Below are 26,932 nucleotides of genomic sequence, written 5' to 3' on the forward strand. Positions count from 1 at the left end.
CCTCCAGGCCCTTGCCAAAGCCACCGCCCTCGGCTCCACCGCCCGCCGCTCCGCCTCCGTTGCCGCCGCGCCGTCCGGCCGCCCCCCTGGCCGCCGTGCCCAAGGGCACGGGAGCGCCCGCGTCCCCGAAGGCGCCCGCGTCCCCGGCTGCCGCTGCTGCTGCCCCCGCCGTCCGCGCCGCGCGGGCCCCGGGGAATGATCCATTCGGTGAGCCGCCCGAAATCCGGATGCCCATGGGCGGCTCGCCCGAGGACAAGCTGGAGTACTTCCGGGCCGTGGTCCGCCAGAAGACGGAGACCCTGGCGCGGGCCCGGACGCTGTACGCGGAGCGCGACGGCGAGCTCAACGGCGTGAAGCAGTCGCTGACGCTGGCGCGCAAGGAGCTGGCGGAGTCGAAGGCCAGTGTCTCCGCCTTCCAGGAGGAGCTGGCCCGGGCGGAGGCGAAGACCCAGTCGCGGCTCGCCAGCCTCCAGGAAGAGCTCTCCGCGGTGGAGGCGGACCGCAAGGACCTGTCTCGCGCGCTGGCGGAGGTCGAATCCGATGTGCCGCGCCTGACGGCGGAGCTCCAGGAGGAGCGCGAGGCCCGTGGCGCCGTGGCCGAGGAGCTGATTGGCGCGAAGGAAGCGCTGTCGCTGGCCCAGGACCGCGTGGCGGAGCTGGCCGCGGAGAAGTCCGAGGCCCAGGGCGCCCTGGAGGCCGTCCAGGAGCAGTACCAGCAGGCCATCGCCGACGTGGAGCGGCTGACCACCGACCTGGAGGCAGCGTCGGCGGAGAAGGACGCGCTGAGCCTGCGCACCGCGCAGTTGGAGGCCGCGCTGGCGGAGGCCCAGTCCGGGCTGAGCGCGCTGGAGAGCGAGAGCGACTGGTCGAAGAACTCGCTGGAGGAGGCCCAGGGCCGCGCGGGCACGCTGGAGGCCGAGCGCGACGAGGCGCGCAAGCAGCTGGCGGTGGTGGAGGACGGGCTGCGCACCCTGCAGGAGCAGGTGGCGGAGCTGGAGCGTTCGCTGGCGCTGAAGGACGCCGAAATCGTGGGCCTGCGCGCGGCGCTCACCGCGCGCACCACCGAGGCCGCGGAGCTGCCCGCGCTGCGTCAGGCGCTGGAGGCGCGCACGGCGGAGCTGACCCAGCTCAAGGCGAAGCTGGAGGCGGAGGCGGCGAAGGCCGAGGAGCGCTCACTGGCCCTGGAAGAGGGATTGGCACAGGCCAGTGAGCGGGCGCAGCTGGCGGAAGGCGAGGCCGCGGCGCTGAAGGAGGCGCTGGAAGCCGCCGAGGTGGAGCAGGTGTCGTTGCGCGACCGCATGGAAGCGGACGCGGCGGCGCTGGGCGAGGCGGTGCAGCAGGCCGAGACGAAGGTGTCCGAGCTGACGGCGGCGGTGGAGGCCGCGCACGCGGACCATGCGTCGTGGAAGGAGCAGCTCGCCGCGGTGGAGCTGAAGGCGGCCACCAAGGACGCCGAGCGCGTCGGCCTGGCCGCCCGGGTGTCCATGCTGGAGACTGCGTCCGGCCAGCGCGAGGCGGAGCTGGTGCGGCTGCAAGCAGAGGTGGCGAAGGCCCAGGAGGCGCTGGCGCTGGAGCGTGCACGCCGCGAGGCGGCGGAGGCCGAGCGCACCGACGCGGAGGTGAAGGCGGCCCAGGCCGAGGCCCAGGTGGAGTCGCTGACGGTGGGGCAGGGCGGCGCCGAGGCGCAGGTGGCCTCGCTCACCGAGGAATTGGAGGCCGCGCGCGCCGAGGCGGACAAGGTGGAGCGCCTCCAGGGCCGGCTGAAGATGATGGAGGGGGCCTTGGAAGGCGCGAAGGCCCAGGCCGCGTCGGCCGGCAAATCGGACGCGGCGCGCGCTGCGACCGAGGCGAAGCTGGCTCGCGCGGAGGCGTCGCTGAAGGCCGAGGAGCAGAAGCGGGCCGACGTGGAAGCCTCGCTGCGAGCAGAGCAGGAGGCACGGCGGGCGCTCGAGGCGAAGCTCGCCGAGCAGCCGGGGACTCCCTCCCAGAGCGCGGGTACGCCAGCGGACTGGGAGGCGGAGCGCGAGCAGCTCAAGGCGGACGCGGCCAACCTCAAGCGCAAGCTGGTGGCGGCCGAGACAGCGCTCGAGAACGCGGCGGGCTACAAGGCGAAGATTGCCCGGCTGGAGGCGCAATTGAAGGGCAAGAGGTAGAGGTTTTTCCTTCATGCCTTTCGACGCGCCAGTGGATGCCCTCACGGGAATGCCGGCGGCCCGCTTCGGGCTGTACCTGCATTTCCCGTACTGCCTTGCGAAGTGCCCCTACTGCGACTTCGCGGTGGCGGTGGCGCGGCAGGTGCCGGAGGAGCGCTACGCCCGCGCGGTGCTGGCGGAGCTGGATACCCGGCTGGCCGCCGAGCCCTCGCTCGCGGGGAAGGTGCTCGACTCCATCTTCCTGGGCGGTGGGACGCCGTCCCTGTGGCACCCGCGCTACGTGGCCCAGGTGCTGGACGGCATCGCCGCGAGGCTGCGGGTGGCGCCTGGCGTGGAGGTGTCGCTGGAGGGCAATCCGGAGCGCGCGGACGCGGAGCGCTTCGCGGGCTACCGCGCGGCGGGGGTGAACCGGCTGTCGCTGGGCGTGCAGTCCTTCCAGCCGGAGACGCTCAAGGCGTTGGGGCGCGCGCATGACGCGGCCATGGTGGAAGGGGCCGTGGACGCGGCCCGGAGCGCGGCCTTCCCGGTGGTGGCCATGGACTTCATCTATGGCGTGCACGGGCAGACGGTGGCGCAGGTGGAGGCGGATGCGCGCCGGGCGGTGGCGCTGGCCCCCGAGCATCTGTCCACCTACGCGCTGACGGTGGAGCGCGACGTGCTGGCGGAGGACACGCCCCTGTCGAAGCGGCTCAAGCGCGGCGAGCTGGAGCTGCCGCCCGACGACACCGTGGTCGACATGGCGCGGGTGGTGCGCGAGGTGTACGGGGCGGCGGGGCTGCACCGCTACGAGGTGTCCAACCACGCGCGGCCGGGGTTCAGCTCACGGCACAACGCGCTGTACTGGACGGGCGGGGAGTACCTGGCGCTGGGCGTGGGGGCCACGGGCATGTTGCTGTCGCCCCAGCCGCACCGGTACGTGAACCTGCGCAGCGCGGAGCGCTACCTCGTGGAGGCGGAGGCGGGGCGGCTGCCAGAGGAAGGCCGCGAGCCGCTGGGCCCGGAGGAACTCTTCGCGGAGCGCCTGTCCATGGGCCTGCGGCTGGTGTCGGGCGTGGACTGGGAGGCCGTCTGCGAGCGATATGGGCAGCCGGTGGAGCCCCGTCGGGCGGAAGTCGCGCGGCTGGTGGCGCACGGCTTCGCGACGCTGCGGGGCGGGCGGCTGGCATTGACGGAGAAGGGCGCGGACGTCCACAGCGCCGTGTGCGCGCGGCTGCTCTAGGCGGCGTCCACTGGAACGGATTTCGAGAGGCGTATGAGCAAGTGGATACTGTGGCTGTTCCTCACCCTGCTGACGGGCAGCCCGCTGCTGTCGCTGGGCCTCATCATCGTCATCATCTTCGTGGCGGACCGCTTCACGTGGCAGGTGCTGCCCAGCCCGGTGCGGCTGCTCAAGCGCTTCCAGCGCGCGGGGCAGCTGGCGGGCACCATCCTCACCAACCCGCATGAGCGGCGCGCGCGGCACGAACTGGCGGACATCCGCGTGGAGCAGCGCCGCTACGCCGAGGCGGTGGACATCCTCAAGCCCAACCTGGAGGCGGGCGACGAGGACGTGGACACGCTGTATCTGCTGGGCGTGGCCTACCTGGGCGCCGGGGACGCGCAGCGCGGCGAGCTGCTGCTGGACGAGGCGGCGAAGCTGGACCCGGACCACAAGCTGGGCGCCATCGACCTGGAGCGCGGCCGTTTCCGGCTGAAGCGCGGCGACGTGCCGGGCGCGGTGGAGGCGCTGGAGCGCTACTGCAAGGTGCGACACGGCACGGTGGAAGGCCGCTACCTGCTGGCCAAGGCCCTGAGCCGGGCGGGCCGCGGCGACGACGCGAAGCGGATGCGCGACCTGGCCTGGTCCGAATACGTGGTGGCGCCCCGGTTCCAGCGGCGCCGGGAGCGCAAGTGGGCCTGGCGCGCGCGGCCCAGCCGGCCGTTGATGTACGCGGCGGCCGTGGCCCTGGTGCTGGGCCTGCTGGCGTCCATGTTGCCCCGGTTCGGAGTGACCCCGGAGCGAGGCTACGGCGGCCGCTACGGCTACGACGTGTATGACGCGCCACCCACTGCGTCGGGGATGGAGGAGTACCAGGGCGAGTAGCGCTAGGCTCTCGCCCATGTTCCCCACGCCGTCGCAGGTCCTCCGCCAGCGGGAGGGAGTGCTGGCCGACACGCCGTTCCCCCTGCTGCTTCACGCGCTGATGGCGGAGGAGCGCACCTGCACGTTGGAATTGAAGGTGCGCCAGCGGGAGAAGCGCATCGTCTTCGAGGACGGCGCGCCGGTGGCGTGCCAGTCCAACCTCCTCCACGAGACGCTGGGCAAGTACCTGGTGGAGAAGGGCAAGCTGTCGGAGACGGACTACCAGAAGGCGCTGGCGGAGAGCATCTCCGCGGAGGTGCCGCTCAGCGGCCTGCTGGTGCAGAAGGGCCTCATCAGTCCCTTCGATTTGTACAAGCAATTGCAGGCGAACCTGGCGCACAAGCTGCTGGACTGCTTCCGCTGGGTGGACGCGAAGTACCGGCTCATCGCCGACGTGGAGCCTCCGGACGCCAGCGTGCGGACGAACACGGGCCAGCTCATCCTCACGGGGGTGGCCAACGTGATGCCCTTCGACGCGGTGGCCACGCACTTCACCTTCACGGACGAGCGCCGCTTCGGGCAGATGCCGGGCGCGGAGGCGGGGCTGAAGCTGTCGTCGAAGGACGCGCGGCTGTTCCAGGCGCTCCGGCTGCGCCCCACCTTCGGGGAGCTGATGGAGCGCACCGGGTTCGACACGGAGGTGGTGCTCCGGCGGTTGTACGCGCTGTGCCTGCTGGAGGTTGCGGGCTTCGTGGAGGACGTGGACGCGAAGGCGGCCCGGCTGAGCGCGGGGAAGGGGACGGCATCCGCCGCGCCCGCACCGGTGGCGCCTCCGGTGGCGGCGCCCGCTTCGCAGGGGACGCCGTTCTCCGACGAGGACGAGGCGGCGCGCAATGCCCTGGTGAGCGCCTTCATGTCGCACCGGAGCAAGGACCCCTTCGCGCTGTTGGACGTGCCCGAGGACGTGCAGCCGGTGCCGCTGCGCAAGGCCTTCCTGGCCCTGGCGGACCGCTACGCGCCCCTGCGCTTCCACACGCCGGAGCTCCGCGAGAAGGCGGAGGTGCTGCTGGCGGCCCATGCGAAGGCGTTTGGCGCGCTGTCGGACGCGGAGCAGAACCTGCTGTGGCGCAAGCGGCGCGCGGCGCATCGGGAGAAGGACCGGGGCACGCGGCCCACCACGGCCGAGCAGTTCCGCATCCGCACGGACTTGCTGGATGCGACGACGCAGTTCGACGAGGCGAAGCGCCGGCTGGTCGCGCGGAACCACGCGGGGGCCTTCGAGTACTTCGAGTACGCCTGCGACATCGACCCGAAGCCGCTGTACCAGGCCTACCGGGCCTACGCGCGCTATCTGATGAAGCCGGAGGCGCACGGACGGCTGGTGCAGCAGGAGTTGCAGGAGGTGCTGCGCCAGGAGCCCACGCTGGAGGAGGGCTGGGCCTTCCTGGGTGAAGTGGCCCAGGGCGAAGGCCAGTGGGGGCAGGCCGAAGACGCGTTCCGCAAGGCGTTCAAGCTGAACCCGAAGAACCGCCGCTACGTCGAACTCATCCAGGAGATTGTCCGGCGGCGCTAGGCAAGCCCCTGTCTGGTCGCCTGCCTGACAGGGTTTGTCTGTTGTTGGGTTTGGAGCCATTTCCAGTCCCTGCGGGTGGCGTCTGTTTGGCGCCCGACAGTGGATGTCATTATTTGCGGGCCGGGAGGGGCCTGGGTTTTCCTTTTTGCGGGGGGCGCTGGGTAGTCTTTGGCGCCATGGGCAGCATTCGTGAGAGGAATCAGTCGGGCCAGGCGGCCGTCGAAGCTGCCATTGTCCTTCCCCTGTTCGTCTTCCTCATCCTGGGCATCCTCCAGCTGGGGCTGATGCACCAGGCGCGGCTGCTGACCAAGTACGCCGCCTACAAGGCTGTGCGGGCTGGGTCGCTGAACAGCGCCAAGGTCGAGGAGATGGAGAAGGCCGCGCTCGCGGTGCTGATGCCGATGCTGAGCGTTCCCGGGCAGAAGGGGGCTTACATCCCCCCGGTGGGAAGCGCGGCGGAGTTCCAGGCCAAGTGGCGTGACGTGTCGGGCAACCAGATTCCCGGTACGTCACTGAAACACGCGCAGGTCACCGTCTGCGGCCCCACGCGGAGCGACGTCGGTGGAGGGGGTCCGGAGCTGGACTTCGATGACCCCCGGAACACCGCGCCCACGGGCTGGAAGGAGAGCCACCGCACCAAGCTGCGCGTCCAGGTGACGTTCAACTACCGGATGATCATCCCCTTCGCGGACTGGGTCATCTACCAATCCACCCGTGGCCGCGAGCTGCGGAAGGAATTGCGAATGTATCGCAAGCCTACCGACCCAAAGAAGCAGGGCGACAAACCGGACCGCACGGAGTCCCTCCTGGAGCAGGCGGCTGCGCAGAAAGTCTACATCACCCCCATTCGCGCCACCTACACCATGCGGATGCAGTCCAACTTCTTCCTCAACCGGGCAGCCCTCCCAGGGAGCAACGAATGCGTCTTCCCATTCTCCTACAAAGGCAAGGCGCCGTGAGCGCCTCGGCCAGGAGACGCGCGCAGCGAGGGCAATCCATTGTCCTGGGAGCGCTGTCCTTCCTGGTGCTCGCGTTGATGGTGACGCTGAGCTTCAACCTCGCACATGCGCTGCGGCAGAAGATGGGTTTGCAGCAGCACAGCGACGCGTTGGCGTACTCCATGGCGGTCCTGGAGGCGCGGTCGCTCAATTACTATGCAGTCAGCAACCGGGCCATCGCGGCTTCCTACGTCGCGATGAACAGCCTCCACGCATACATGGCGGCGGCGAGCGTGACGGGTTCGATGATGCGGGCCTCGGAGGCGAACTTCAAGGAGTTCGCAAGGCGCGAGAAAATCATGTGCAGTTGCAAGGGGTGCTACGAGCACTGCGTGCACGCCATGGAAGCGACGAAGATCGCGACCGAGTTCGCCAACGCGGGCCGTGAGTACGACCAGAAGGTCCGTGCCCTGGAGTCCAGCTTCAACGCCGCGATTCGGGGGCTCGACGTCATGGTGGACAACCTGCATGCCTCCCAGCGTGAGGCGCATTCCCAGACGCTCCAGGCCATCCAGGATGGCCGCAGCCATGGCCTGTCGCTCCTGGCGGACTACACCGCGCCGGACGTCGGTGCCCTGCCGCAAGCCGTGGGGGGGCTCAACGCGAATGAATTCAACTGCGCGGTGGATGGGATGAACTGCCGGGGGAGCGTGGAGAACGCTTCGCCCGAAGCGCTCGCCAGGGTCATGACGGAAATCTCCAACGCCACCCGTTCTGGCTGGCCGGCGGCACGAAAGACCGGAGCGCGCGGGGTTGCAAAGCCCCCGTACCTGCATGACGACGTCATCCGGGACCTTCGGGACATCGCACAGAAGAAGCTGTACACGGTGACCTCCCACGAGGGAACGGCGAAGTCGGTTCAGGACAAGGGCCAGGTCAACGACGGCGGGAAGCAAGGCGGTAACCAGGGGACGACGATTGCCGCGCGAGAGGAAGGGGCGATTCGGAACACCTGGGAGCACCAGCTCACGTCGACCACCGACTACGAGGCGGAAGTCTGGAGCGATGCCAACGGGGGCGACCATACCCCGGGTGGCGCGCACTCGGGCTCGCACAACTTCGAGGGTGTCAACGCCAACGCATTGTCGGGCTGCGCCCGGTCGGGCAACTGCTTCATGAAGTTCCGAGCCAATCCCTCCTCTGGCAGGGATTGGGGGCAGCCGCGCGTGTACAGCTACCTGACGCGGCGACTCCGGGTCGGCGACCCGAGCCGGGCGCCCTGGGAGTTGAACGCGTCGGCCCAGATTCAGCTGGACCATGGCGCGCAGGGGACCGCGACGCTGACGCTCGCGGCGCAGGAGGGCGTGGCGCTCTCCAAGGCGCTCGTCTACTACCACCGCTTCGGCGCGAATGGCTGGCGTGAGGCGCCCAACCTCTTCAGTCCCTACTGGCGCGCGAAGCTGCACCCCATCTCATCCGACGAGGCCGCGGAGGTCCTGGAAGCGGCAGGCAACACGGACGCGTCCCGGCTGGCGCGGGTCCCGGGGGTGTCCCTGTGAAGCGCGCATCCAGGCGAGGTGCCGCGGCCGTGGAGATGGCGGTGTGCATGCTCGTCATCGTCCCCGTGTTCCTCTACTCGCTGTTCCTCTTCGACCTGCTGCGCCACATGTTGGACTCGCAGGAGACCTCCCTGTCCACGGCCTGGGACTACACCGTCCTGGACTATGAGAAGGAGCCCGAGAGCGTCGCGACGGAGGACGGGGGGACGACGACGGAGGCCTTCTCTGGCTTCGAGATGGCGCAGGCCTATTCGCGGTACATGTACTGCGACCACGAGTCGGGTATCGACAGCTACGGCCCAGGAAAGGGGCCGGAGTGCAGCGCGGATCCCGATTCAGAAGACCACCACACGGACGTTGTCGCCCATGCGTGCTGGCTCAATCCTGGCGCACGGCAGGTGTACTGCACCCTGGATGCACAGGCCGTGGGCGCGTACGGCGTCTCACTCCACCAGTCCTTCATGGACACCTTCGGGCGGGGCGGCCTCATCCGCTGTTCCGCGCGCCTGGGCGTCCAGAACTACCTCCTGCCGGAGTCGTTCCTGCCGGAGTTCTCCGAGGTGAAGCTGGCCAAGGAGAAGCAGGAGCGGGCCAACGGCATCCACAGAAACGCAACGGGCGAAACGCTCCCGGAAGGCCATGCCCGAGGCGACAACGTCTACCTGCTCCCCTGGGAGCAGATTGCCATCCTCACCGACACCTGGGCACTCACGGAGCACGCGGACGTGCGGCCGGGCACCGCGGGTGGGCGAGGGATGCACGAGCGCGTCACCCAGCTCTACCAGAACGAGGACAACAGCGGCTTCACCGACATGTCGAGCGCGTCCGAGCAGTTGGTGAACCAGGCCATCAGCTCGGGGCTCCTCCATGACAGCCTGAGGCTGGAGTCCCAGAGCTACCGGACGCCTGGGGATGACCCTCGCAATCCCAGCCTCGCCATCAAGCCCGACCAGGGGGGGGACGGCGCCGGGGAGGAAATCGAGCAGCAGGGAGGCCGCCAGGGCTACTTCAGCAACGAGTGGCAGGACTGGGAGCGCAACAACAACCAGCGCACCTATGAGGCGCGTGGCAACTGGTACCTGGGTTGCGCGAGGTCGGAGTCGTGCTGATGCCCGTTGCCGCCTCGCGCCCCGTCGTCCGGATTCCCGCGCTGCTCTTCTCCGTGGCGGTGGTGGGCGGTCTCATCGGCTTCTCATGGGAGCACGCCGTCTACCGGGGCAGTGACAGCCATCAGGAATGGAGCCCGCCGGAGCTGGGCACCGACGTGGAGACATCCTCCAGCGGGTGGGTGCGCACACCCGCGGAGGAGGCCATCCTCCAGCGGGCACTGGTCCACTTCCCGCCGTACCCCAACGCCACCCGTCCCGAACCGCTCGCCGCCGACTACCTGGGGCCCGGGGCGCCCATGGCGGTGGCGTGGTTCTCCACGCAAGACGCGCCCGCGAAGGTCCTGGAGCACTACACACAGGCGCTGCTCGCCAAGGGGCTGCCGGTGCTGCACCAACGCCACGGAGAGCAGGGTGGCTACGTGGGCTACTGGAGCCCCGCCACGGAAGAGGTGCGGCTGGTGTCCACACTGGCGCAAGGGGGTGAGACGCTGGTGTTCGTCTCCGCCGGCCAGGTGGGCGCCATGCTGGCGCGGGCGGCGGCCGTGCCCGACTGGCTTCCCGTGCCCGGCGAGCTCGCGGAGACGCGCACCGTGAACTTCAACCTGGAGGGCGCCTCGCACCACGTGGTGACGGGCCAGCTCCAGGCGGACTCGCCGGACGCGGCGGCGCAGCGCTACGGTGCCCTCTTCCGTGAGCGCGGCTGGCAGGTGGGAACGCTCGCGCCGGTGGCGCCGAACGGCATCGCCTTCGAAGTGCTCAAGGGGTCCGTGAGCGGCCGCGCGGTGCTGCGCGGCCTCTCGCCGGGCTCGGGAGTCGAGGTCCAGCTCACGCTGCTACGCCGGAGCGTTGCCCCATGAGGAAGTCCCTGTGTCCGTCGCGGTCCGCCCGCGGCCAGTCCATGGTGGAGTACGCCATCGTCACCGCGGCCCTGCTGGGCTTCAGCACGATGGGGTGGCCCTTCCTGGTGCAACTGCTCAACGCGCTGCACCGCTACTTCAACTCCATCTACTACGTCATCCAGGCCCCCATCTGAGGCGCGGGGGCCTGGGCGCCGCGGTTACGGCGTCACCGTGGTGACGAACTCCGCCTTGCCGCCGGAGACCTTGAGCACCACGGCCTCCTTCACCGCGTCGCGGTTGGCGTCCAGGGTGATTTTGCCCGTCACGCCCGGGAACTCCTTCGTCGCGGCAATCGCGTCGCGCAGCGAAGGGCCGCTCAGGTCCGGCGCGCGCTTCATGGCGTCGATGGTCACCCGCGCCGCGTCGTACGCCAGCGCGGCCACGCTGTCCGGCACGCTGCCGTAGGTGGCCTTGTAGCGGGCCAGGAACTTCTGGAGCAGCGGGTCCGGGTTGTCCGGCGAGTAGTGGTTGGCGAAGTAGCTGCCCTCCAGCGCGGAGCCGCCCAGCTCGTACAGCTTGTCGGAGTCCCAGCCGTCGCCGCCGAGCAGCGGCACCTTGAGCCCGATTTCACGCGCCTGCCGCGCGATGATGCCCACGTCCGTGTAGTAGCCAGGGACGAAGACGGCGTCCGGCTTCAGCCGCTTGAGGGACGTCAGCTGCGCGCGGAAGTCCGTGTCGCCCTTGGAGTAGCTCTCGTCGCCCGGCACCTCGCCGCCGAACTCCTTGAACCTGGCGGTGAACACGTCCGCCAGGCCCATGGAGAACGCGCTCTTGTTGTCGCGCAGCACCGCCACGCGGGACAGCTTCAGGTTCTCCCGCGCGAACTTCGCCATCGCGAGCCCCTGGAAGGGGTCGATGAAGCAGACGCGGAAGATGTAGTCGCCCTTCTGCGTCACTTCCGGCGCGGTGGACGTGGGCGTCACCATGGGCACCTTGCCCGCCTGCGCCTTCTCCGCCATGGCCATGGACACCGACGAGGCCGCCTCGCCGAGAATCGCCACCACCTTGTCCTGGGTGATGAGCCGCGTCACGGCCTGGGCGCCTTCCTCCGGCCGGCCCTGGCTGTCGTAGACGCGCACCTGGAGCTTCTTGCCCTTCACGCCGCCCGCCTCGTTGGCCTCGTTCAGCGCCAGCTCGATGCCGTTGCGCGCGGACACCCCGAAGGTCGCCTCGCTCCCCGTGAGGCTGCCGACCTCTCCCAGCAGAATCGTGTTCGAGTCCACCGGAGCAGCCGGTGCCCCGGTCGCCTGCCCCTCCGGCGAGGGCGCGGCGGGCGCGTTCTTCTTCTCGCAGGCCACCACGGCCAGGGCCAGGGTCGCGAGCAGCATCAGGGGACGGCGCATCGGCAAGGTTCCTCCGGGGGACGGTGGCGTCACCCTATCCCTCTCCCCCCCGCCCTCCAACCAGCGGCGCTTCAGGGTGGGATTCAAATTGCAATGTGGACTGAAACGGTCCTGATTACATATGAGGTCCCCCGTGGCCCGAGGTTTTTCGGCGCCTGGACCCAGAGAGGAGACACCCGCACCCATGCTCCGGATGAGCAAGATGACCGACTACGGCATCGTGCTGATGACCGAGCTGGCTCGCGCGGAGGGTGACACGCGCACCACCCGTGAGCTGGCGGCGCGCACGCGCGTGCCACTTCCCTCGGCCAGCAAGGTGCTCAAGAGCCTGCTCCAGGCGGCGCTCGTGGTGTCGCACCGTGGCGCCAACGGCGGCTACGGACTGGCACGCCCGGCCCATGAGCTTCCGCTGGCCGAACTGGTCACCGCGCTCGAGGGGCCAGTCGCCCTCACGGAGTGTGGCGTCCACACCTCCGGGGGTGCGCCCTGTGAGCTGGAGTCCGTCTGCCAGGTGCGGGGCCACTGGCGCCTCATCAACGACGCCATCCAGGAGGCCCTGGGGCGGCTGACGCTGGCGGACCTCATCGCCCCCGCGCCCCGCGTGCCAGAGCGCCTCGTGGGCCTGGGGACACCCTCTCGCCCGGCGCCTTCCCCGGCCGCTGGCCACCCCCCTCCCGCTTCCGCGACAGGAGTCCGCTCATGAGCACCGAAACCCTCCAGGAACTGACGCGCCGCCCGTATGCGGCGGGCTTCGTCACCCAGGTGGAATCGGACACGTTTCCCCCCGGGCTGGACGAGGACGTCATCCGCCAGATTTCCGCGAAGAAGGGGGAGCCGGAGTTCCTCCTCGACTGGCGCCTCAAGGCCTTCCGCCACTGGAAGACGATGAAGGAGCCCACGTGGCAGGCCGTCACCTACGCGCCCATCGACTACCAGGCCATCAGCTACTACTCGGCGCCGAAGCAGAAGCCGGTGAAGGCCAGCCTGGACGAGGTGGACCCGGAGATTCTGCGCACCTACGAGAAGCTCGGCATCCCGCTGCATGAGCAGAAGCTGCTCCAGAACGTGGCGGTGGACGCCGTCTTCGACTCCGTGTCAGTGGCCACCACGTTCAAGGACAAGCTGGCCAAGGCGGGCGTCATCTTCTGCTCCTTCTCCGAGGCCGTGCGCGAGCACCCGGAGCTGGTGAAGAAGTACCTGGGCTCGGTGGTGCCGTACTCGGACAACTACTTCGCCGCGCTCAACTCCGCTGTCTTCAGCGATGGTTCGTTCGTCTACATCCCCAAGGGCGTGCGCTGCCCCATGGAGCTGTCCACGTACTTCCGCATCAACGCGGCGGACACGGGCCAGTTCGAGCGCACGCTCATCGTCGCGGAGGAGGGCTCCCACGTGAGCTACCTGGAGGGCTGCACGGCCCCCATGCGCGACACCAACCAGCTCCACGCCGCGGTGGTGGAGCTGGTGGCCTTGGACAACGCCACCATCAAGTACTCCACGGTGCAGAACTGGTACCCGGGCGACGCGGAGGGGCGCGGCGGCATCTACAACTTCGTCACCAAGCGCGGCATCGCGCACCGGGCGGCGAAGATTTCGTGGACGCAGGTGGAGACGGGCTCGGCGATTACGTGGAAGTACCCGAGCGTCATCCTCAAGGGGGATGACTCGGTGGGCGAGTTCTACTCGGTGGCGCTCACCAACCACATGCAGCAGGCGGACACGGGCACGAAGATGGTGCACATCGGGAAGAACACCCGCAGCACCATCGTGTCCAAGGGCATCTCCGCCGGCCGCGGGCAGAACACGTACCGGGGGCTGGTGAAGGTGCTCAAGAGCGCGGAGAACGCGCGCAACTACACGCAGTGCGATTCACTGCTGCTCGGTGACAAGTGCGGCGCCCACACGGTGCCGTACATCGAGGTGAAGAACGCGTCGGCGCAGGTGGAGCACGAAGCGTCCACGTCGAAGATTGGCGAGGACCAGCTCTTCTACTGCCGGCAGCGGGGCATCTCGCAGGAGGACGCGGTGTCGATGATCGTCAACGGCTTCTGCCGCCAGGTGTTCAAGGAGCTCCCCATGGAGTTCGCGGTGGAAGCACAGAAGCTGCTCGGAGTGAGCCTGGAAGGGAGCGTGGGGTAGGCATGGCGCTTTTGACTGTTCGCAACCTGCACGCCCGCGTGGCGGGCAAGGACATCCTCAAGGGCATCGACCTGGAGGTCGCGCCCGGCGAGGTCCACGCCATCATGGGCCCCAACGGCTCCGGGAAGAGCACGCTGGCCAGCGTGCTGGCGGGCCGTGACGGCTACGAGGTGACGCAGGGCGAGGTGCTGTTCGACGGCAAGCCGCTGCTGGAGCTGTCGCCCGAGGACCGCGCCGCCGCGGGCGTGTTCCTCGCGTTCCAGTACCCGGTGGAGATTCCGGGCGTGGGCAACATCCACTTCCTGCGCACCGCGCTCAACGCGCAGCGCCGCGCGAAGGGGCTGGAGGAGCTGGACGCCATGGACTTCCTCCAACTGGCCAAGGAGAAGTCGAAGCTGGTGCAGCTCGACGCGGCCTTCATGAACCGCTCGGTGAACGAGGGCTTCTCCGGCGGCGAGAAGAAGCGCAACGAGATTTTCCAGATGGCGGTGCTGGAGCCGCGGCTGGCCATCCTCGACGAGACGGACTCCGGCCTGGACATCGACGCGCTGCGCACGGTGGCGGGCGGCGTCAACGCGCTGCGCTCGCCCGAGCGCGGCATGGTGCTGATTACGCACTACCAGCGGCTGCTCGACTACATCGTCCCGGACAAGGTGCACGTCATCGCGGCGGGCCGCATCGTCCGCTCCGGCGGGCGCGAGCTGGCGCTGGAGCTGGAGGAGAAGGGCTACGGCTGGCTGGGGTTGGACGGTGGAAAGAAGACGGCGGCGGAGGCACGGCGATGACGGCCGCCCTGGCGCACTACCTGGACGTGGCCACGCGCTTCCAGGCGGCGCCCGAACAGGCGTCCGCGCCACAGTGGCTCAAGCGCCTGCGCGCCGACGCCCTGGCCCACTTCGAGCGGCAGGGCCTGCCCACGACGCGTGACGAGGCGTGGAAGTACTCCCGGCTGGGGGCCATTGCGGAAGGAGCGTTCATTCCACGGACGGATGGGCCCCGGGACACCGCCCACCTGTCGGCGGTGGTGGAGCGGCTGGGCCTGCCGGGGCCCCGGTTGGTGTTCGTGGACGGGCGGCTGGCGCCGGAGCTGTCGTCCGTGGCGGGCCTGCCGCGCGGACTGACGCTGAAGCCGCTGCGGGACGCGGTGCGTGAGGACGGCGAGCTGCTGGAGTCCGTGCTGGGACAGCGGGCCCTGGCGAACGAGCATGCCTTCACCGCGCTCAACGCGGCGCTGTTGGAAGAGGGCGTGCTGTTGCGGCTGGCACCGGGCGCGCTGAGCGAGGTGCCCGTGCAGGTGGTGTTCCTCACGCGCGGTGACGCGCCGGTGCTGTCCAGCCCGCGCATCCTCGTGGTGGCGGGGGAGAGCAGCGAAGCGACGCTGGTGGAGACGTATGCCAGCGCGGGCCCCGCGGGCTCGGCGGCGACGTTCACCAACGCGGTGACGGAGGTGACGCTGGGCGACAACGCCAGCCTCCACCACTACAAGCTCCAGGTGGAGGCGGACGCGGCGCTGCACGTGGGCGCGCTCCATGCACGGCAGGGGCGGGACAGCCGCTTCGCCTCGCATGCCTTCGCCTTTGGTGGGGCCATGGCGCGCAACGAGGTCCACGCGGCATTCGCGGGCGAGGGTGGCGACGCGACGTTGAATGGCCTGTATGTGGGGCAGGGCGCGCAGCACCTGGACAACCGCACGGCGCTGGACCACGCGGTGCCCCGGTGCACCAGCCGCGAGCTGTACAAGGGCGTGCTGGATGGTCACTCACGCGGCACCTTCCACGGGCTCATCCGCGTGCGGCAGGACGCGCAGCGCACGGACTCGCGGCAGCAGAACCGCAACCTGCTGCTGTCGGAGTCGGCGCAGGCGGACGCACGGCCTCAGTTGGAAATCTTTGCGGACGACGTGAAGTGCGCGCACGGCGCGGCGGTGGGGCGGCTGGACGCGCAGGCGCTGTTCTACCTGCGCTCGCGCGGCGTGCCCCACGCAGAGGCGGAGCGGCTGCTCACCTACGCCTTCGCTCGCGAGGTGGTGGAGGCGGTGCCCGCCGGCCCTGTGCGCGCGAACATCGAAGCGCTCCTGGCCTTGAAGCTGCCGGGCGCGGCGCAGCGCGAGGTGACGGCATGAGCGGCTTCGACGTGAATCAGGTCCGCAAGGACTTCCCCATCCTCCACCAGGAGGTGCGGGGCCGGCCGCTGGTGTACCTGGACAGCGCCGCCACGGCGCAGAAGCCGCAGGCCGTCATCGACGCGCTGGTGCGCTTCTACCAGCACGACAACGCCAACGTGCACCGCGGCGTCCACGTGTTGTCCGAGCGCGCCACGGAGGCCTACGAGGGCGCGCGTGAGACGGTGCGCCGCTTCATCAACGCCCGGGACGTGAAGGAAGTCGTCTTCGTGCGTGGCACCACCGAGGCCATCAACCTGGTGGCGCAGACGTACGGGCGCAAGCACATTGGCGCCGGGGACGAGGTGCTCATCACCCAGATGGAGCACCACGCCAACATCGTCCCCTGGCGGATGCTTTGCGAGCAGACGGGCGCCGTGCTCAAGGTCATCCCCGTGGACGACCGGGGCGAGCTGGTGCTGGACGCCGTGGACGCGCTGCTGACGGAGCGCACGCGCATCCTCGCGGTGACGCACGTGTCCAACGCGCTGGGCACCGTGGCGCCGGTGAAGGAGCTCACGCGGCGGGCCCACGCGAAGGGCATCCCCGTGCTGGTGGACGGCGCACAGTCGGTGACGCACTTCCCCGTGGACGTGCAGGACCTGGGCTGCGACTTCTACGCCTTCAGCGGGCACAAGATGTTCGGCCCCACCGGCATCGGCGTGCTGTACGGCCGCAAGGAGCTTCTGGATGCGATGCCGCCCTACCAGGGCGGCGGCGACATGATCGTCTCCGTGACAATGGAGAAGGTGACGTACAACCGGGTGCCGTACCGCTTCGAGGCGGGCACGCCCAACCTGGAGGGCGCGGTGGGGTTGGCGGCGGCCATCCGCTATCTGGAGGCGCTGGGGATGGAGAAAGTCGCCGCGCACGACCGGGGGCTGCTGGCCTACGCCACGCAGGCGCTGGAGTCGGTGCCGGGGTTGCGGATGGTGGGCACGGCGCGCGAGAAGTCCGGCGTGTTGTCCTTCATGCTGGCGGATGTCCACCCGCACGACGTGGGCACCATCCTGGACCGAGAGGGCATCTGCATCCGCACGGGCCACCACTGCGCGCAGCCGGTGATGCAGCACTTCAAGGTGCCGGCCACGTCCCGGGCGTCGCTGGCGCTCTACAACACGCGCGAGGACGTGGACGCGCTCGTCCGTGGCCTGCACAAGGTCCTGGAGGTGTTCCAGTGAGTGCGTCGGATGACTTGAAGGACCTCTATCAAGAGGTCGTGCTGGAGCACTCCAAGCGGCCGCGCAACTACCGCGTGGTGGAGGGCGCCACCGCGGAGGCGGCGGGCCACAACCCGCTGTGCGGTGATCAGCTGGTGGTGACGCTGAAGGTGGAGGGCGGCGTCATCAAGGACGTGGCCTTCCAGGGCCAGGGCTGCGCCATCTCCAAGGCGTCCGCGTCGTTGATGACGGGGGCGGTGAAGGACCGGACGCGCGCGGAGGCGGAGGACCTCTTCGAGCGCGTCCACAAGCTGGTGACGGAAGGTCCGGAGTCGGTGGACGTGGACGCGCTGGGCAAGCTGGCGGTGCTGTCCGGCGTCAGTGAGTTTCCCGCGCGGGTGAAGTGCGCCAGCCTGGCCTGGCACACGCTGCGCGCGGCATTGGAGGGACGCGGCGAGGCCGTGTCCACGGAGTAGGGGTGGAGGGCCACATGCGAGGAATGATGGCGGTGCTGGAGCGCGACGTGTCCGCGACAATCATCCCCAGCGGGGACCGGGTGGTGCTGCCCGAAGGCGCCGAGCTGCGGGTGACGCAGACGCTCGGCGGCAACATCACGGTGCAGGACCCCTACGGTCAGCTCTTCCGCATCGACGAGAAGGACGGCGGCGCGCTGGGCGAGGAGTACGCCCCCAAGGAGAAGGTCGCCGGCGACCCCAGCGAGTTCAACGAGGAGCAGGTCTGGGAGCAACTGCGCACGGTGTACGACCCGGAGATTCCGGTGAACATCGTCGAGCTGGGCCTGGTGTACGCGTGCAAGGCGGAGCCGCTGCCGGAAGGCGGGCAGCGGGTGGACATCCAGATGACGCTCACCGCGCCCGGCTGCGGCATGGGGCCGGTGCTAGTGGAAGACGTTCGCACCAAGGTGGGCTCGGTGCCTGGGGTGGCGGAGACGCGCGTGGAGCTCGTCTGGGATCCGCCCTGGGGGCAGGAGCGCATGTCGGACGTGGCGCGGCTCCAGCTCGGTTGGATGTAGCCGTGGGACGAAGGCCCTCGGCGAACAGCTTCGCCAAGGGCCGGTGACGTCTCAGCGCAGGGCCAGCCGCCGCGCGCCCAATCCGAGCGCCGCGGTGGCCAGCGTTCCCGCGAGCAGCTTCGGCCACCGGGAAGGCGCTGCCTGGCGCACGGGCACCATCGGCGCACGAGCAGAGACCTCCGGCATCTTCTCCGCGAAGAGCTCCACCATGCCCTTGATGAACGCGAACATCTGTCGCGGTCCCGGGCTGGAGACCCAGTTGCCATCGCGCATCATCGGCTCGTCCACCCAGCGGCCACCCGCGTTGCGCACGTCGTCGCGGATGCCCGGCCACGCGGCCAGCGCCCGTCCCTCCACGAGTCCCGCCGAAATCAGCACCCAGGGGCCATGGCAGATGACGGCGATGGGCATGTCCAGCGCGTCGGCGTCGCGGACGAAGTCGAGCGCGAGCGCGCTTTGCCGGAGGAGGTCCGGGTTCACGAAACCTCCTGGGAGGAGGACCGCGTCGAAGTCCGCCGCCTTCACCTCACGCAGGGACGCGTCCACGCTCACCTTCTTCCCTGGAATGAGAAGGTTCATCCCGCGGATGCGGCCCTTGTGGGGTGACACAATCGTCACCTCGGCGCCCTGACGCTCCAGCTTCTTCACCGGTGCTGTCAGCTCCACCTGTTCGAAGCCATCCGCCGCGAGCACGGCCACTCGCAACCCTTTCAGCTTCTTCATCGCGCACACCTCGCTGTGTCAGAACGGTTGGTCGTCTCGACACTGTGCATTCCCGCCGGGCCCCGCGTTGTGCCTCCCCGGAGGGCGTGCTACCGACGGAGCGCTCTGGAGGTCCTTCGAATGTCCGCCGCTTCCGTTCTCCTTCGCCGTTCTTTCGTCGTGGGTGCCGTGATGCTGCTTTCTCCCGTGGGCTGTGCCACCCAGACTGGAGCTGCTCGCACCGACAGCGAGCAGCCGACCTCGCGCGAGGTGCCCGCGCCCAAGCCGAAGTGGGGGCTGGTCATCCACGGCGGCGCGGGTGTCATCTCCCGGGAGAATCTCTCCCCGGAGCGCGAGGCGGAGGTCCGCGCCGCGCTGACCCAGTCCCTCCAGGCGGGACACGCGGTGCTGGCCGGCGGCGGCTCCGCGCTGGACGCAGTGAGCGCCGCGGTCCGCATCCTGGAGGACTCTCCGTATTTCAATGCGGGCAAGGGCGCCGTCTTCACGCATGACGGCGTCAACGAGCTCGATGCCGCCATCATGGACGGCGCGACGCGCAGAGCGGGGGCCGTGGCGGGCCTGCGGCACGTGAAGAACCCCATCTCGCTGGCGCGGCTCGTCATGGAGCAGTCGCCGCACGTGATGATGGTGGGGGAGGGCGCGGAGGCCTTCGCGAAGTCGCAGGGCGTGGAGTTGGTGGACCCGAAGTACTTCTACACGGAGGACCGCTGGCAGGGACTCCAGCGCGCGCTGGAGAAGGAGCGCTCGCGGCAGCCGTCCTCCTCGCTCCCGTCGGGGTATGACCCAGTGAGCGGGGACCACAAGTTCGGCACTGTGGGCGCCGTGGCCCTGGACCAGACGGGCGCGCTCGCCGCGGCCACGTCCACCGGGGGCATGACGAACAAGCGCTACGGCCGCGTGGGGACTCGCCCATCATCGGCGCGGGAACGTACGCGGACGCGCGCTGCGCCGTGTCCGCCACCGGCCATGGCGAGTTCTTCATTCGCTACACCGTGGCGCACGACATCTGCGCCCGCGTGGAATACCAGAACGTGCCGTTGCCGGAGGCCGCCGACGTCGTCATCAACGACGTGCTGGTGAAGGTCGGCGGCGAGGGCGGCGTCATCGCGATGGACCGCGAGGGCAACGTGGCCATGCCCTTCAACTCCGCCGGCATGTACCGCGGCTACGTGGGCGAGGACGGCAAGCCCTCCGTGGCCATCTTCCGGGATGCGGCGGAGGCCGCTGGCGCGAAGTAGCAGCGCACGGCGGCCACCATCCGGGACGCGCTCGGGGTGGGGTTGCCTCCCTGAGCGCGCCGTGAGGCGTCAGTCCCGGCCGCCGCGATGTCCCCCATCGCGGCGGTGATGTCCTCCATCTCGGCGGTGATGGCCCCCGCCCCCGCCGGGCGACGCCCGGTGGTAGTTGCCATTGCCCCAGCGATTGCCGTTGTTGCCACGGTAGTGCTGACGCACCGGGCCGGGGCCACGCCGGTAGTGGTTCCCGGGGTGGTAGACGTGGTGGCGCACCGCCGGGTAGCGGCGCCAGGAGTGCGTGAAGTAGTGCGGGTGCCGGCGCGCCACGGTGATGTGCGCGTGGCGGTAGACGGGCACCGTGACACGCACCGAGCCTCGGGTGGCCCAGCCGCCAGCGGAGAAGTACCAGGAGGGCCCGCGGCGCATCCACCGGGACGACACGTAGACGAGCCCAGGACGGGGCGGGGCGGCCCACATGCCGTCCACCCACACATAGTTGGCGCCGGCCCAGTACCAGTAGCCGGGCGTCCAGACGTAGGAGGGGGCTGGCGGCGGCGGCGCGTGCTCCACGCGGAGCGGCGGAGGCGCCTGCTGCGTGGACAGCTCCTCGCTCGCCACGGCGATGGGAATCTCCACCACCGGGGAGTCATGCCGGGCCCAGCCGCCGGACACCCACCGCCACATCCGGCCGTCCGGCTCCCAGTAGCCGTTGATGAACCGGTAGCCGTCCATGGGCGCCAGCCAGGTACCGGCGTTGAAGCGCCACTCGTTGCCGTCCCAGTACCAGTGGCCGGAGGCCCAGACGGCGCCCGCGAAGGGCCGGCCGGAGGGATTCTCGGCGGGGAGCTGGGGCGGGGCGTAGGGCGCCATGGGCGCCGTGTCCTCGTCCTCGAACTCCGTGTCGTCGTACGCGTATTCGGAATATCCAGGCTCTGACGCGGGGACCGGCGCGGTCTGCGCGTGAACCATGGGCGCCGCCAGCAAGGTCACCAGACAAGCCCACCATCGAGGAGTCATCGCGTCATCTCCGTGGGTTACCAGACAGATTCTGCCACCGGCCCCCCTGAGAGCTCCTCAGTGCGGGGCCGGTGTAGAAAAAGACGCGGTGCCGTCCGGCTTTATTCATCCCCCCGGCTAGGGCTTCACCAGGACCAGCTCCCGCGTCTGGATGAGGTCCACGTCGCCAGTGAACCCGGAGAACAGCTCGTACTGGCCGGGCATGACGCGGTTGCGCGGCACGCGCAGCGACTCGGTGACGCTGAGCGTCGCGCCGTCCTGCTTCTCGGACCGGGTGAAACGGCCGAAGGCGTTGTTCGCCTCCAACGAGGCCTGGGGGTCGGCGAGCTTCCATCCCTTGGGCATGGACAGCGTCACCTGCGTGCGGCTGGCCTCGGTGGTGTCGATGTAGAGCGGGGTGCGGCGCGTGCTCAGTTGCACGAACCGCCGGCCCAATTGCGCGGGGAAGGTGAGGGGCCCCAGCGCCATCCGCTGGCCACCCTCCATCCGCCCGAAGCGCGGCACGGTGAACTCGTAGCGCAGCACGAAGGGCGCGCCCACCTGCTCCTGGTTCTCCAATTTCACGCTCGACAGCGACGCACCGCCGAAGTACCGCGCCACCGCGCCCTGCAGCGCCTGGTTGCGGCTCTCCGCCGACAGTTGGTTGAAGGCCTCGGCAATCTGCGCCGCCTCGAAGCCGGAGTACGTCTCCTCGCCCTGCCCGCTGAGCGTTCCATCCTCGGCGAGCTTCAGCGCCAGCTTCACTTCCTTGCCGGGGGTTTCCTTCAGGGGCGGCGTCTGCACCTTCTGCAACGGGAGGCCGGGCTCGGGCAGCAGCCACGCCTCCCGCCCGCCCATGGCCAGCTCCGGCAGCTCGCCGAAGGGGCCGTAGCGTACGGACGTGTCCACCCACACCGGCTCGGTGCCGGGCACCTCCACGCGCAGCGCCGCGTACGGCAGCAGCGCGTCCTGGGGGAAGGTGTAGGCCGACGGGTCGGTGTTGAAGGTCCGCACCGCCACCACCCGCGAGGGGATGCCCAGCGCGTTCAGGCCGGCCTTCATCACCGTCAGCCGGCTGCCCCGGTCCTGGGCCACCGTGGACGCCGCCGTCTGGCTCAGGCTCGCGTCCCGGCCGGAGAAGCGCTGCATCACCGCCGCGTGCAAGGCCTTCACCGCGTCCAGGCCGGACTTGCCCTCCGCCGCCTTGCGCGCGAAGGCGTCCACTTCCGCCGTGCGCAGCCAGCGCTCCTGGAAGGCATCGCCGTAGAGCTTCACCAGGCTCTCGTTGCCCGTGTCGCCCGCGCCCACGATGACGAAGGGCAGGTACTCGTTGGCGGAGGGCGGCGCGTCCGGCTCGGGGATGAACGGCGGCACGCGGCGCGTCTCGAAGTGGAACACCTCCAGGTTGCCGTCCACCTTGGGCTCCGGCACCTTCATCCCGTGCGCGTCCACCTTCATGCCCACGCCCTTGGGCGCCACCACCGTGTACGTCACCCAGGCGTTGGGCTGGTTCGCAATCTGGAAGTAGAAGGCGGACGCCGTGAAGCCCGGCTGCGCGGGGCCGCGCGGAGGCTCCGCGAGCAGGTACTCCACCTCCACGTAGTCACCCACGGCCACGCCGGGCAGGCTCACCGTGTCCTTGCCTTCGATGTTCTCCGGCTCCAGCACCCGGCCGTCCGCCTTCAGCGTGCGCAGCGCCAGCACCTGCGCGCCGCGCGGCACGTTCACCTCGGCGATCTCCTGCACGCCCGACTGCTCCAGCGCCTTCTGCACCGTGTGGATGCGGTTGACGATGCTGCCGTCGGGGTACACGCGCACCGCCGCAGCATCCAGCACGAAGGCCGCCGCGCTGCCGCCGCTGACGGGCTCCGCCTCGTAGGCGCGGATGGCCTCGCGTCCGTCCACGGCGTACGCCTGCAGCAGCTCGCGGCCCGTCTTCGCGCGCTCCTCCGTGCGGCGCAGCGTGAGGTCGTCGCCCGCCATCGCCAGCGCCTTCTCGCGCAGCTTGAGCGCCTCGGCCGGCTGGCCCGCGTACTCGCGCACGTCCGCCATGCGCTTCACCAGCTCCGCGTTGCGAGGCCACACGGCCGCCAGCTTCTGGAGCACCGCGGTGGCGTCGTCGAAGCGGCGCTTGGACACGTAGAGGTTGGCCAGCGTGTTGGCCAGGCTGATGCTGCTGGGGTCGCGGGACTGGAGCTCGCTGTACAGCTTCGTCGCCGTCTCCATGTCGCCGCGCGTGCGCGCGTGTTCGGCCTGGCGCACCGCCGTCCCCGGGCAGCCATTCAGGGACGCCGCCAGGGTGTCGCTCCGCTCCGCCGCGTCACGGCGGCGGGCCAGGCTGTACTGGAGCGTCAGCGCCTCGCACAGGCCGGGCTGGGCCTCCAGCGCCGCGGTGAGTGACTCCTCCGCCAGGGCTTCCACTTCCAGCGCCAGCGCGGCGCGGGCGCGCAGCATGAACACCGGGTGGCCGGCGGGCTGGGCCACCTCGGACGCCGTCTTCAGCATGTCCATGGCGGAGGTGGGCTGGCCCTCGTCGAGGAAGAGCTCCGCGCGCAGCAGCAGCGCCGCCACGTTGCCCGGGTCCTTGGCCAGCACCGACTCCAGGTCACGCGTGGCCCGGCCGCGCGCCACCTTGGACGGCACGGTGCGGTCCGCGGAGGCGACTTCCGCGCGCAGCCACAGCAGGGCCGGGGTGTTGGCGTCCACCGAGGCCATCAGCCGCCGCGCGCCGTCCGCGTCCCGCTGCAGACCGTCCCGCACGGCCAGCACGACGGCCAGCAGCTCACCGGCCTCCTCGTGCAGGGCCGTCTTCAATCCCTCCGTGGTGGGGAACACGCCGGGCGTCTCGTCGGAGAACTCGACCTTGCTGCCCCAGGTCTGCGGCGCCGCGCCGGTGGCCGCGCTGAAGCGCACGCCGGACGGGCGCCCGTCCACGCGCAGCAGGGCGAAGGTGAGCAGGCCGGAGGTGCCGCCCTTGATCTGACGCACGACGAAGCGGTGCTTGCCCGCGGGCAGCTGCACGGCGCGCGCGGTGACGGTGGAGGTGGCGCGCTCCCAGGCCCGGCGCTCCATCAGCGGAGCTCCGTCCATCAGCACCTGATGCGAGGTGCCGCTCACGGTGCGAGCCACATAGAGGCCCGGCTCCGTCACGTCCGCGTCGAAGGCCTGGACGTAGAGGTCGCCCTGGCCGGGCTCGCCCGTCAGGTCCATCCGCCCGTCGGGGGCGCGCACCGTGCGCACCGGCAGCGGACCGAAGGCGCCGGTGAGGGGGCCCGCCAGCGAGCCATTCTGGCTCACGGGCGTGCGCTCGTCCCAGGCCAGTACGTGGAAGGGCGAGAAGGGCCCCACCAGCGAGACTTCGCTCACCCCGCCCAGTTGCTGCATCGCCGCGTCGCGGGCCTCCGCGTCCCCGCGCACCACGGCCACCGACATCCGCGCGCCGCGCATCAGATAGGCGGCCTCGCCCGTCGCGCCCGCCGCCAGCGCTCGCTCCACGCCGAGGAGGATGTCGTCATCCAGCGCCCGCGACGTGCCCACCGAGTCCAACACGTGGCGCGCCGCGACGGCCGCCAGCGGGTGCGTGGGCGCGCGCGCCACCAGCTCCAGTGACGCCGTCAGGGCGCGGTCGGGACGGCCCGCGCGGCGTGCCATCAGCGACTGACCGGCCAGCGCGTAGACATCTCCCGCGTCGCGGGCAATGGCGTCATCGAAGCGCTGTTGCGCCAGCGAGGCGTCACCCGCGACGAGCAGGGCATGGAAGCCCGCGAACGCGAGCGTGCGGGCCTGTTGGGTGCCCTTCTGCACCTGCTCCGCGGCGGTTTCGAGGACGCGCGGTGTCGCCGTGGAAGTGGAACGGTGGCAGCCCGTGAGGGCCGTGACGAGTGCGAGCGCGGCGAAGCCGAGTCGAATGGTGCGCATAGGAGGAGCCAGGGATAGTGCAATCCCTCGGCCGTGGCCATATTCCCCTGCGCTGCTGTGTCCGGGGCGCGTGCTGCCGGACGCTCTACCGTCGCTTGGGAGGGCTCTTCACGGGGGCCTTGGCGGGCTGCTTCTTCGGCGGAGGCGGCGGAGCAGGCCGCTTGGCGGGCACCGCGGCGACCACGGCCTTCGCCACCGGCACGTCGGGCACGGGCGCCGTCGTCCCCGGAGGCGGCGCGCGCCGCACGGTGTAGAGGAAGCCCTCCGCGCGGCAGGTGCCTTCGATGCAGCCGAAGGCGGGCACGGGCGCGTCCCCGAAGTGCTCCATCCAGCCCGGACCCAGGTTGAGCGGCTCGCCAATGGCCCGCTGGTCCTTGCCCTTGCCGACGTAGCCCTGCATGACGCCGTCCGCGTCCACCCTTAGCTCCAGCGCGGCCTCGCCCTCCGGCGACGCCAGGCCCAGCATGGTGCCGCGGCGCTCGCCCAGGGCCCATTCGAGCCGCAGCGGCGCGCCCGCGCCGTCATGGATGAGCGCCACGTAGCGGCCCGTGCTGCCCTGTAGCAGCAGCGCGGCCGCGGGGGCCTGCAGCGACGGCCCGTAGAGCATGACGTAGGCGCGGCGCTTCCAGGTGTCCGGCGGCGCGTCCGCACGCACGCGGGCGCTGAGCACGGCGATGTCGCCGTCCAGCCCCACCACGTCCACGCGGGCACGGCCCACGCGCGACTGCGAGCGCTCCTCCACGGGCGGGAAGATGATGGCCTTCTCCTCCGCCTCCACCGGCCGTCCGGCGACCAGGAGCGACGGCGCGTCCGGGCCGTGACCCACCGACACCGTGCGCTTCTCGGAGCCTGTCTCCAGCCGGCCGGGCATGGTCCGGGGCGATGGCGGGCCCAGGTCCGCGTTCAGCGCGGCGCCGGGCTGCGGCTGCACGGGCTTCTCCCCGCTGCGCAGCCACTCCCGGCCCAGCACGGCCAGCGCCGCCACCACCACCAGCACGGCCGCGGCCTGCAGGGCCATGCGCACCACCTTGCGCACGCCCTGGCGGACGCGCTGGAGGTGCGTCAGCTTCACCGGCGCCAGGGACGGCAGGCTGCCCGGGACGAGCAGCTCCAGGTCCGCGATGAGCGTGGTGACGGAGGGGTAGCGGTCCTCCGGGTCCGGCTTGAGGCACCGCGTGACGATGGCGTCCAGCCGCGAGTCCAGCCCCGGCTTGCGCCGCGACGGCGGGTCGAACGTGCCCAGCGGCACCTCTCCCGTGAGCCACTCGTAGAGGATGACGCCCAGCGAGAAGATGTCCGCGCGCGCGTCCGCGCTCTTCGCGTCCACGCGCTGCTCGGGCGCCATGTACGACAGCGTGCCCATGGACACGTGCGTGGACGTGAGCGCGTAGCGGGAGGAGGGGCTGGCATCCTCCAGGAAGGACGCGAGCCCGAAGTCCGACACCTTGGCGATGCCGCCGGCCTGCTGGTCCAGCAGGATGTTCTCCGGCTTCAGGTCCCGGTGGATGACGCCGCGGCCGTGCGCGTACTCGATGGCGCGGCAAATCTGCAGCATGCGCCGCAGGGCGCCCATGACGTCCAGCTGCGGCTCGCGAATCAGCTCCCGCAGCGACGGGCCGTCCACGAACTCCATCACCAGGTAGTAGGTGGTGTCCGTCTTCCCTTTGTCGACGATGGAGACGATGTGGGGATGGCTCAGGGCCGCGAGCGCGGCGGCTTCCTTCTGGAAGCGCGCGATGAAGGACGGGTCCTTCGCCAGCTCGGGATTGAGGAGCTTCACCGCCACCGTGCGGCCTAGCGAGAGCTGGGTGGCCTTGTGGACCTCCCCCATGCCTCCGCTGCCGACAAGCTTGTCGAGGTGGTAGCCGCTGATGATGTCCGGCGAGCGCGGACGGCTGATCGCGGTGGGGTCGATTGAGGACATGGCGGTGAGC

21 protein-coding genes and 1 pseudogene are annotated in these 26,932 nt (G+C 70.3%); 17 read left to right on the forward strand and 5 right to left on the reverse strand.

What is annotated here, in order from left to right; all coding sequences use genetic code 11:
* The 9 genes from FL344_RS29955 to FL344_RS29995 all read left to right on the forward strand — a co-directional run.
* Positions 1-2,153: plectin 1 isoform 8 (locus tag FL344_RS29955; RefSeq protein ID WP_141620938.1), on the forward strand; the 2,153-nt coding region annotated here is incomplete at its 5' end.
* A gap of 13 nt (positions 2,154-2,166) precedes the next feature.
* Entirely contained in the window at positions 2,167-3,372 is a 1,206-nt protein-coding gene (hemW, locus tag FL344_RS29960; protein ID WP_141593177.1) for a radical SAM family heme chaperone HemW, read from the forward strand.
* A gap of 33 nt (positions 3,373-3,405) precedes the next feature.
* Positions 3,406-4,236: a tetratricopeptide repeat protein gene (locus FL344_RS29965; RefSeq protein ID WP_141593176.1), complete on the forward strand. Its 831-nt coding sequence runs from the start codon at positions 3,406-3,408 to the stop codon at positions 4,234-4,236.
* A 16-nt stretch (positions 4,237-4,252) separates the two neighbouring features.
* Positions 4,253-5,788, forward strand: coding sequence for a DUF4388 domain-containing protein (locus tag FL344_RS29970; protein WP_141620939.1), 1,536 nt, complete (start codon positions 4,253-4,255; stop codon positions 5,786-5,788).
* Between the two features lie 176 nt (positions 5,789-5,964).
* Complete coding sequence (locus FL344_RS29975) at positions 5,965-6,747, forward strand: TadE/TadG family type IV pilus assembly protein (RefSeq protein ID WP_141593174.1); 783 nt, start codon at positions 5,965-5,967, stop codon at positions 6,745-6,747.
* A complete protein-coding gene (locus FL344_RS29980) occupies positions 6,708-8,285 on the forward strand; it encodes a TadE/TadG family type IV pilus assembly protein (protein WP_141620940.1) in 1,578 nt (525 codons plus the stop codon). The genes FL344_RS29975 and FL344_RS29980 overlap by 40 nt, the downstream gene beginning before the upstream one ends.
* Positions 8,282-9,394 (forward strand): hypothetical protein, encoded by a 1,113-nt coding sequence (locus FL344_RS29985; RefSeq protein ID WP_141620941.1) that lies wholly within the window; start codon positions 8,282-8,284, stop codon positions 9,392-9,394. The genes FL344_RS29980 and FL344_RS29985 overlap by 4 nt, the downstream gene beginning before the upstream one ends.
* Positions 9,394-10,251, forward strand: a complete 858-nt coding sequence (locus tag FL344_RS29990; RefSeq protein ID WP_141620942.1) for a hypothetical protein — start codon at positions 9,394-9,396, stop codon at positions 10,249-10,251. Before FL344_RS29985 ends, FL344_RS29990 begins: the two co-directional genes overlap by 1 nt.
* Positions 10,248-10,427 (forward strand): hypothetical protein, encoded by a 180-nt coding sequence (locus FL344_RS29995; RefSeq protein WP_141620943.1) that lies wholly within the window; start codon positions 10,248-10,250, stop codon positions 10,425-10,427. The genes FL344_RS29990 and FL344_RS29995 overlap by 4 nt, the downstream gene beginning before the upstream one ends.
* A gap of 24 nt (positions 10,428-10,451) precedes the next feature.
* On the opposite strand, the gene FL344_RS30000 is transcribed toward FL344_RS29995, so the two are convergent.
* A complete protein-coding gene (locus FL344_RS30000; protein WP_140860963.1) occupies positions 10,452-11,636 on the reverse strand; it encodes an ABC transporter substrate-binding protein in 1,185 nt (394 codons plus the stop codon).
* Between the two features lie 184 nt (positions 11,637-11,820).
* On the opposite strand from FL344_RS30000, the gene FL344_RS30005 reads away from it, so the two are divergent.
* Genes FL344_RS30005 through sufT form a run of 7 tightly spaced genes read left to right on the forward strand, consistent with a single transcriptional unit; the run spans position 11,821 to position 18,126 of the window.
* Positions 11,821-12,339, forward strand: coding sequence for an SUF system Fe-S cluster assembly regulator (locus tag FL344_RS30005; RefSeq protein ID WP_011551272.1), 519 nt, complete (start codon positions 11,821-11,823; stop codon positions 12,337-12,339).
* Positions 12,336-13,772 carry a Fe-S cluster assembly protein SufB gene (gene sufB, locus FL344_RS30010; protein WP_141593169.1) on the forward strand — a complete coding sequence of 479 codons (1,437 nt, stop codon included), beginning with the start codon at positions 12,336-12,338 and terminating at the stop codon, positions 13,770-13,772. Before FL344_RS30005 ends, sufB begins: the two co-directional genes overlap by 4 nt.
* Before the next feature lie 2 nt (positions 13,773-13,774).
* On the forward strand, positions 13,775-14,557 hold the full coding sequence (gene sufC / locus FL344_RS30015; RefSeq protein ID WP_141620944.1) for a Fe-S cluster assembly ATPase SufC: 783 nt from the start codon (positions 13,775-13,777) through the stop codon (positions 14,555-14,557).
* Positions 14,554-15,894 (forward strand): Fe-S cluster assembly protein SufD, encoded by a 1,341-nt coding sequence (sufD, locus tag FL344_RS30020; protein ID WP_141620945.1) that lies wholly within the window; start codon positions 14,554-14,556, stop codon positions 15,892-15,894. Before sufC ends, sufD begins: the two co-directional genes overlap by 4 nt.
* Positions 15,891-17,114 carry a cysteine desulfurase gene (locus FL344_RS30025; protein ID WP_141620946.1) on the forward strand — a complete coding sequence of 408 codons (1,224 nt, stop codon included), beginning with the start codon at positions 15,891-15,893 and terminating at the stop codon, positions 17,112-17,114. The genes sufD and FL344_RS30025 overlap by 4 nt, the downstream gene beginning before the upstream one ends.
* The gene (gene sufU / locus FL344_RS30030; RefSeq protein WP_011551277.1) at positions 17,111-17,569 is read left to right on the forward strand and encodes a Fe-S cluster assembly sulfur transfer protein SufU; all 459 of its coding nucleotides are present in this window, start codon (positions 17,111-17,113) and stop codon (positions 17,567-17,569) included. The genes FL344_RS30025 and sufU overlap by 4 nt, the downstream gene beginning before the upstream one ends.
* A 14-nt stretch (positions 17,570-17,583) precedes the next feature.
* Complete coding sequence (sufT, locus tag FL344_RS30035) at positions 17,584-18,126, forward strand: putative Fe-S cluster assembly protein SufT (protein ID WP_140860970.1); 543 nt, start codon at positions 17,584-17,586, stop codon at positions 18,124-18,126.
* A gap of 51 nt (positions 18,127-18,177) precedes the next feature.
* Here the strand turns inward: sufT and FL344_RS30040 are convergent, their stop codons facing one another.
* A complete protein-coding gene (locus FL344_RS30040; protein ID WP_141620947.1) occupies positions 18,178-18,849 on the reverse strand; it encodes a type 1 glutamine amidotransferase domain-containing protein in 672 nt (223 codons plus the stop codon).
* 120 nt (positions 18,850-18,969) lie between these two features.
* On the opposite strand from FL344_RS30040, the pseudogene FL344_RS30045 reads away from it, so the two are divergent.
* Positions 18,970-20,087: pseudogene (locus FL344_RS30045) on the forward strand (isoaspartyl peptidase/L-asparaginase family protein).
* A 69-nt stretch (positions 20,088-20,156) separates the two neighbouring features.
* On the opposite strand, the gene FL344_RS30050 reads toward FL344_RS30045, so the two are convergent.
* From FL344_RS30050 to FL344_RS30060, 3 genes are all read right to left on the reverse strand, one after another.
* The gene (locus FL344_RS30050; RefSeq protein WP_141593162.1) at positions 20,157-21,101 is read right to left on the reverse strand and encodes a YXWGXW repeat-containing protein; all 945 of its coding nucleotides are present in this window, start codon (positions 21,099-21,101) and stop codon (positions 20,157-20,159) included.
* Between the two features lie 117 nt (positions 21,102-21,218).
* Entirely contained in the window at positions 21,219-24,998 is a 3,780-nt protein-coding gene (locus FL344_RS30055; RefSeq protein WP_141620948.1) for a tetratricopeptide repeat protein, read from the reverse strand.
* 85 nt (positions 24,999-25,083) lie between these two features.
* On the reverse strand, positions 25,084-26,922 hold the full coding sequence (locus FL344_RS30060; RefSeq protein WP_141593160.1) for a serine/threonine-protein kinase: 1,839 nt from the start codon (positions 26,920-26,922) through the stop codon (positions 25,084-25,086).
* Positions 26,923-26,932: the final 10 nt, after the last annotated feature.

Source organism: Myxococcus sp. AB036A (genome assembly GCF_006547355.1).
Classification (GTDB): Bacteria; Myxococcota; Myxococcia; order Myxococcales; family Myxococcaceae; genus Myxococcus; species Myxococcus virescens.

What these genes read in the sequence shown, in the direction of transcription:
- hemW (WP_141593177.1), top strand. Translation starts at nt 2,167, where the DNA reads ATGCCTTTCGACGCGCCAGTGGATGCCCTCACGGGAATGCCGGCGGCC.
- FL344_RS29965 (WP_141593176.1), top strand. Translation starts at nt 3,406, where the DNA reads ATGAGCAAGTGGATACTGTGGCTGTTCCTCACCCTGCTGACGGGCAGC.
- FL344_RS29970 (WP_141620939.1), top strand. Translation starts at nt 4,253, where the DNA reads ATGTTCCCCACGCCGTCGCAGGTCCTCCGCCAGCGGGAGGGAGTGCTG.
- FL344_RS29975 (WP_141593174.1), top strand. Translation starts at nt 5,965, where the DNA reads ATGGGCAGCATTCGTGAGAGGAATCAGTCGGGCCAGGCGGCCGTCGAA.
- FL344_RS29980 (WP_141620940.1), top strand. Translation starts at nt 6,708, where the DNA reads ATGCGTCTTCCCATTCTCCTACAAAGGCAAGGCGCCGTGAGCGCCTCG.
- FL344_RS29990 (WP_141620942.1), top strand. Translation starts at nt 9,394, where the DNA reads ATGCCCGTTGCCGCCTCGCGCCCCGTCGTCCGGATTCCCGCGCTGCTC.
- FL344_RS29995 (WP_141620943.1), top strand. Translation starts at nt 10,248, where the DNA reads ATGAGGAAGTCCCTGTGTCCGTCGCGGTCCGCCCGCGGCCAGTCCATG.
- FL344_RS30000 (WP_140860963.1), bottom strand. Translation starts at nt 11,636, where the DNA reads ATGCGCCGTCCCCTGATGCTGCTCGCGACCCTGGCCCTGGCCGTGGTG.
- FL344_RS30005 (WP_011551272.1), top strand. Translation starts at nt 11,821, where the DNA reads ATGCTCCGGATGAGCAAGATGACCGACTACGGCATCGTGCTGATGACC.
- sufB (WP_141593169.1), top strand. Translation starts at nt 12,336, where the DNA reads ATGAGCACCGAAACCCTCCAGGAACTGACGCGCCGCCCGTATGCGGCG.
- sufC (WP_141620944.1), top strand. Translation starts at nt 13,775, where the DNA reads ATGGCGCTTTTGACTGTTCGCAACCTGCACGCCCGCGTGGCGGGCAAG.
- sufD (WP_141620945.1), top strand. Translation starts at nt 14,554, where the DNA reads ATGACGGCCGCCCTGGCGCACTACCTGGACGTGGCCACGCGCTTCCAG.
- FL344_RS30025 (WP_141620946.1), top strand. Translation starts at nt 15,891, where the DNA reads ATGAGCGGCTTCGACGTGAATCAGGTCCGCAAGGACTTCCCCATCCTC.
- sufT (WP_140860970.1), top strand. Translation starts at nt 17,584, where the DNA reads ATGCGAGGAATGATGGCGGTGCTGGAGCGCGACGTGTCCGCGACAATC.
- FL344_RS30040 (WP_141620947.1), bottom strand. Translation starts at nt 18,849, where the DNA reads ATGAAGAAGCTGAAAGGGTTGCGAGTGGCCGTGCTCGCGGCGGATGGC.
- FL344_RS30050 (WP_141593162.1), bottom strand. Translation starts at nt 21,101, where the DNA reads ATGACTCCTCGATGGTGGGCTTGTCTGGTGACCTTGCTGGCGGCGCCC.
- FL344_RS30055 (WP_141620948.1), bottom strand. Translation starts at nt 24,998, where the DNA reads ATGCGCACCATTCGACTCGGCTTCGCCGCGCTCGCACTCGTCACGGCC.
- FL344_RS30060 (WP_141593160.1), bottom strand. Translation starts at nt 26,922, where the DNA reads ATGTCCTCAATCGACCCCACCGCGATCAGCCGTCCGCGCTCGCCGGAC.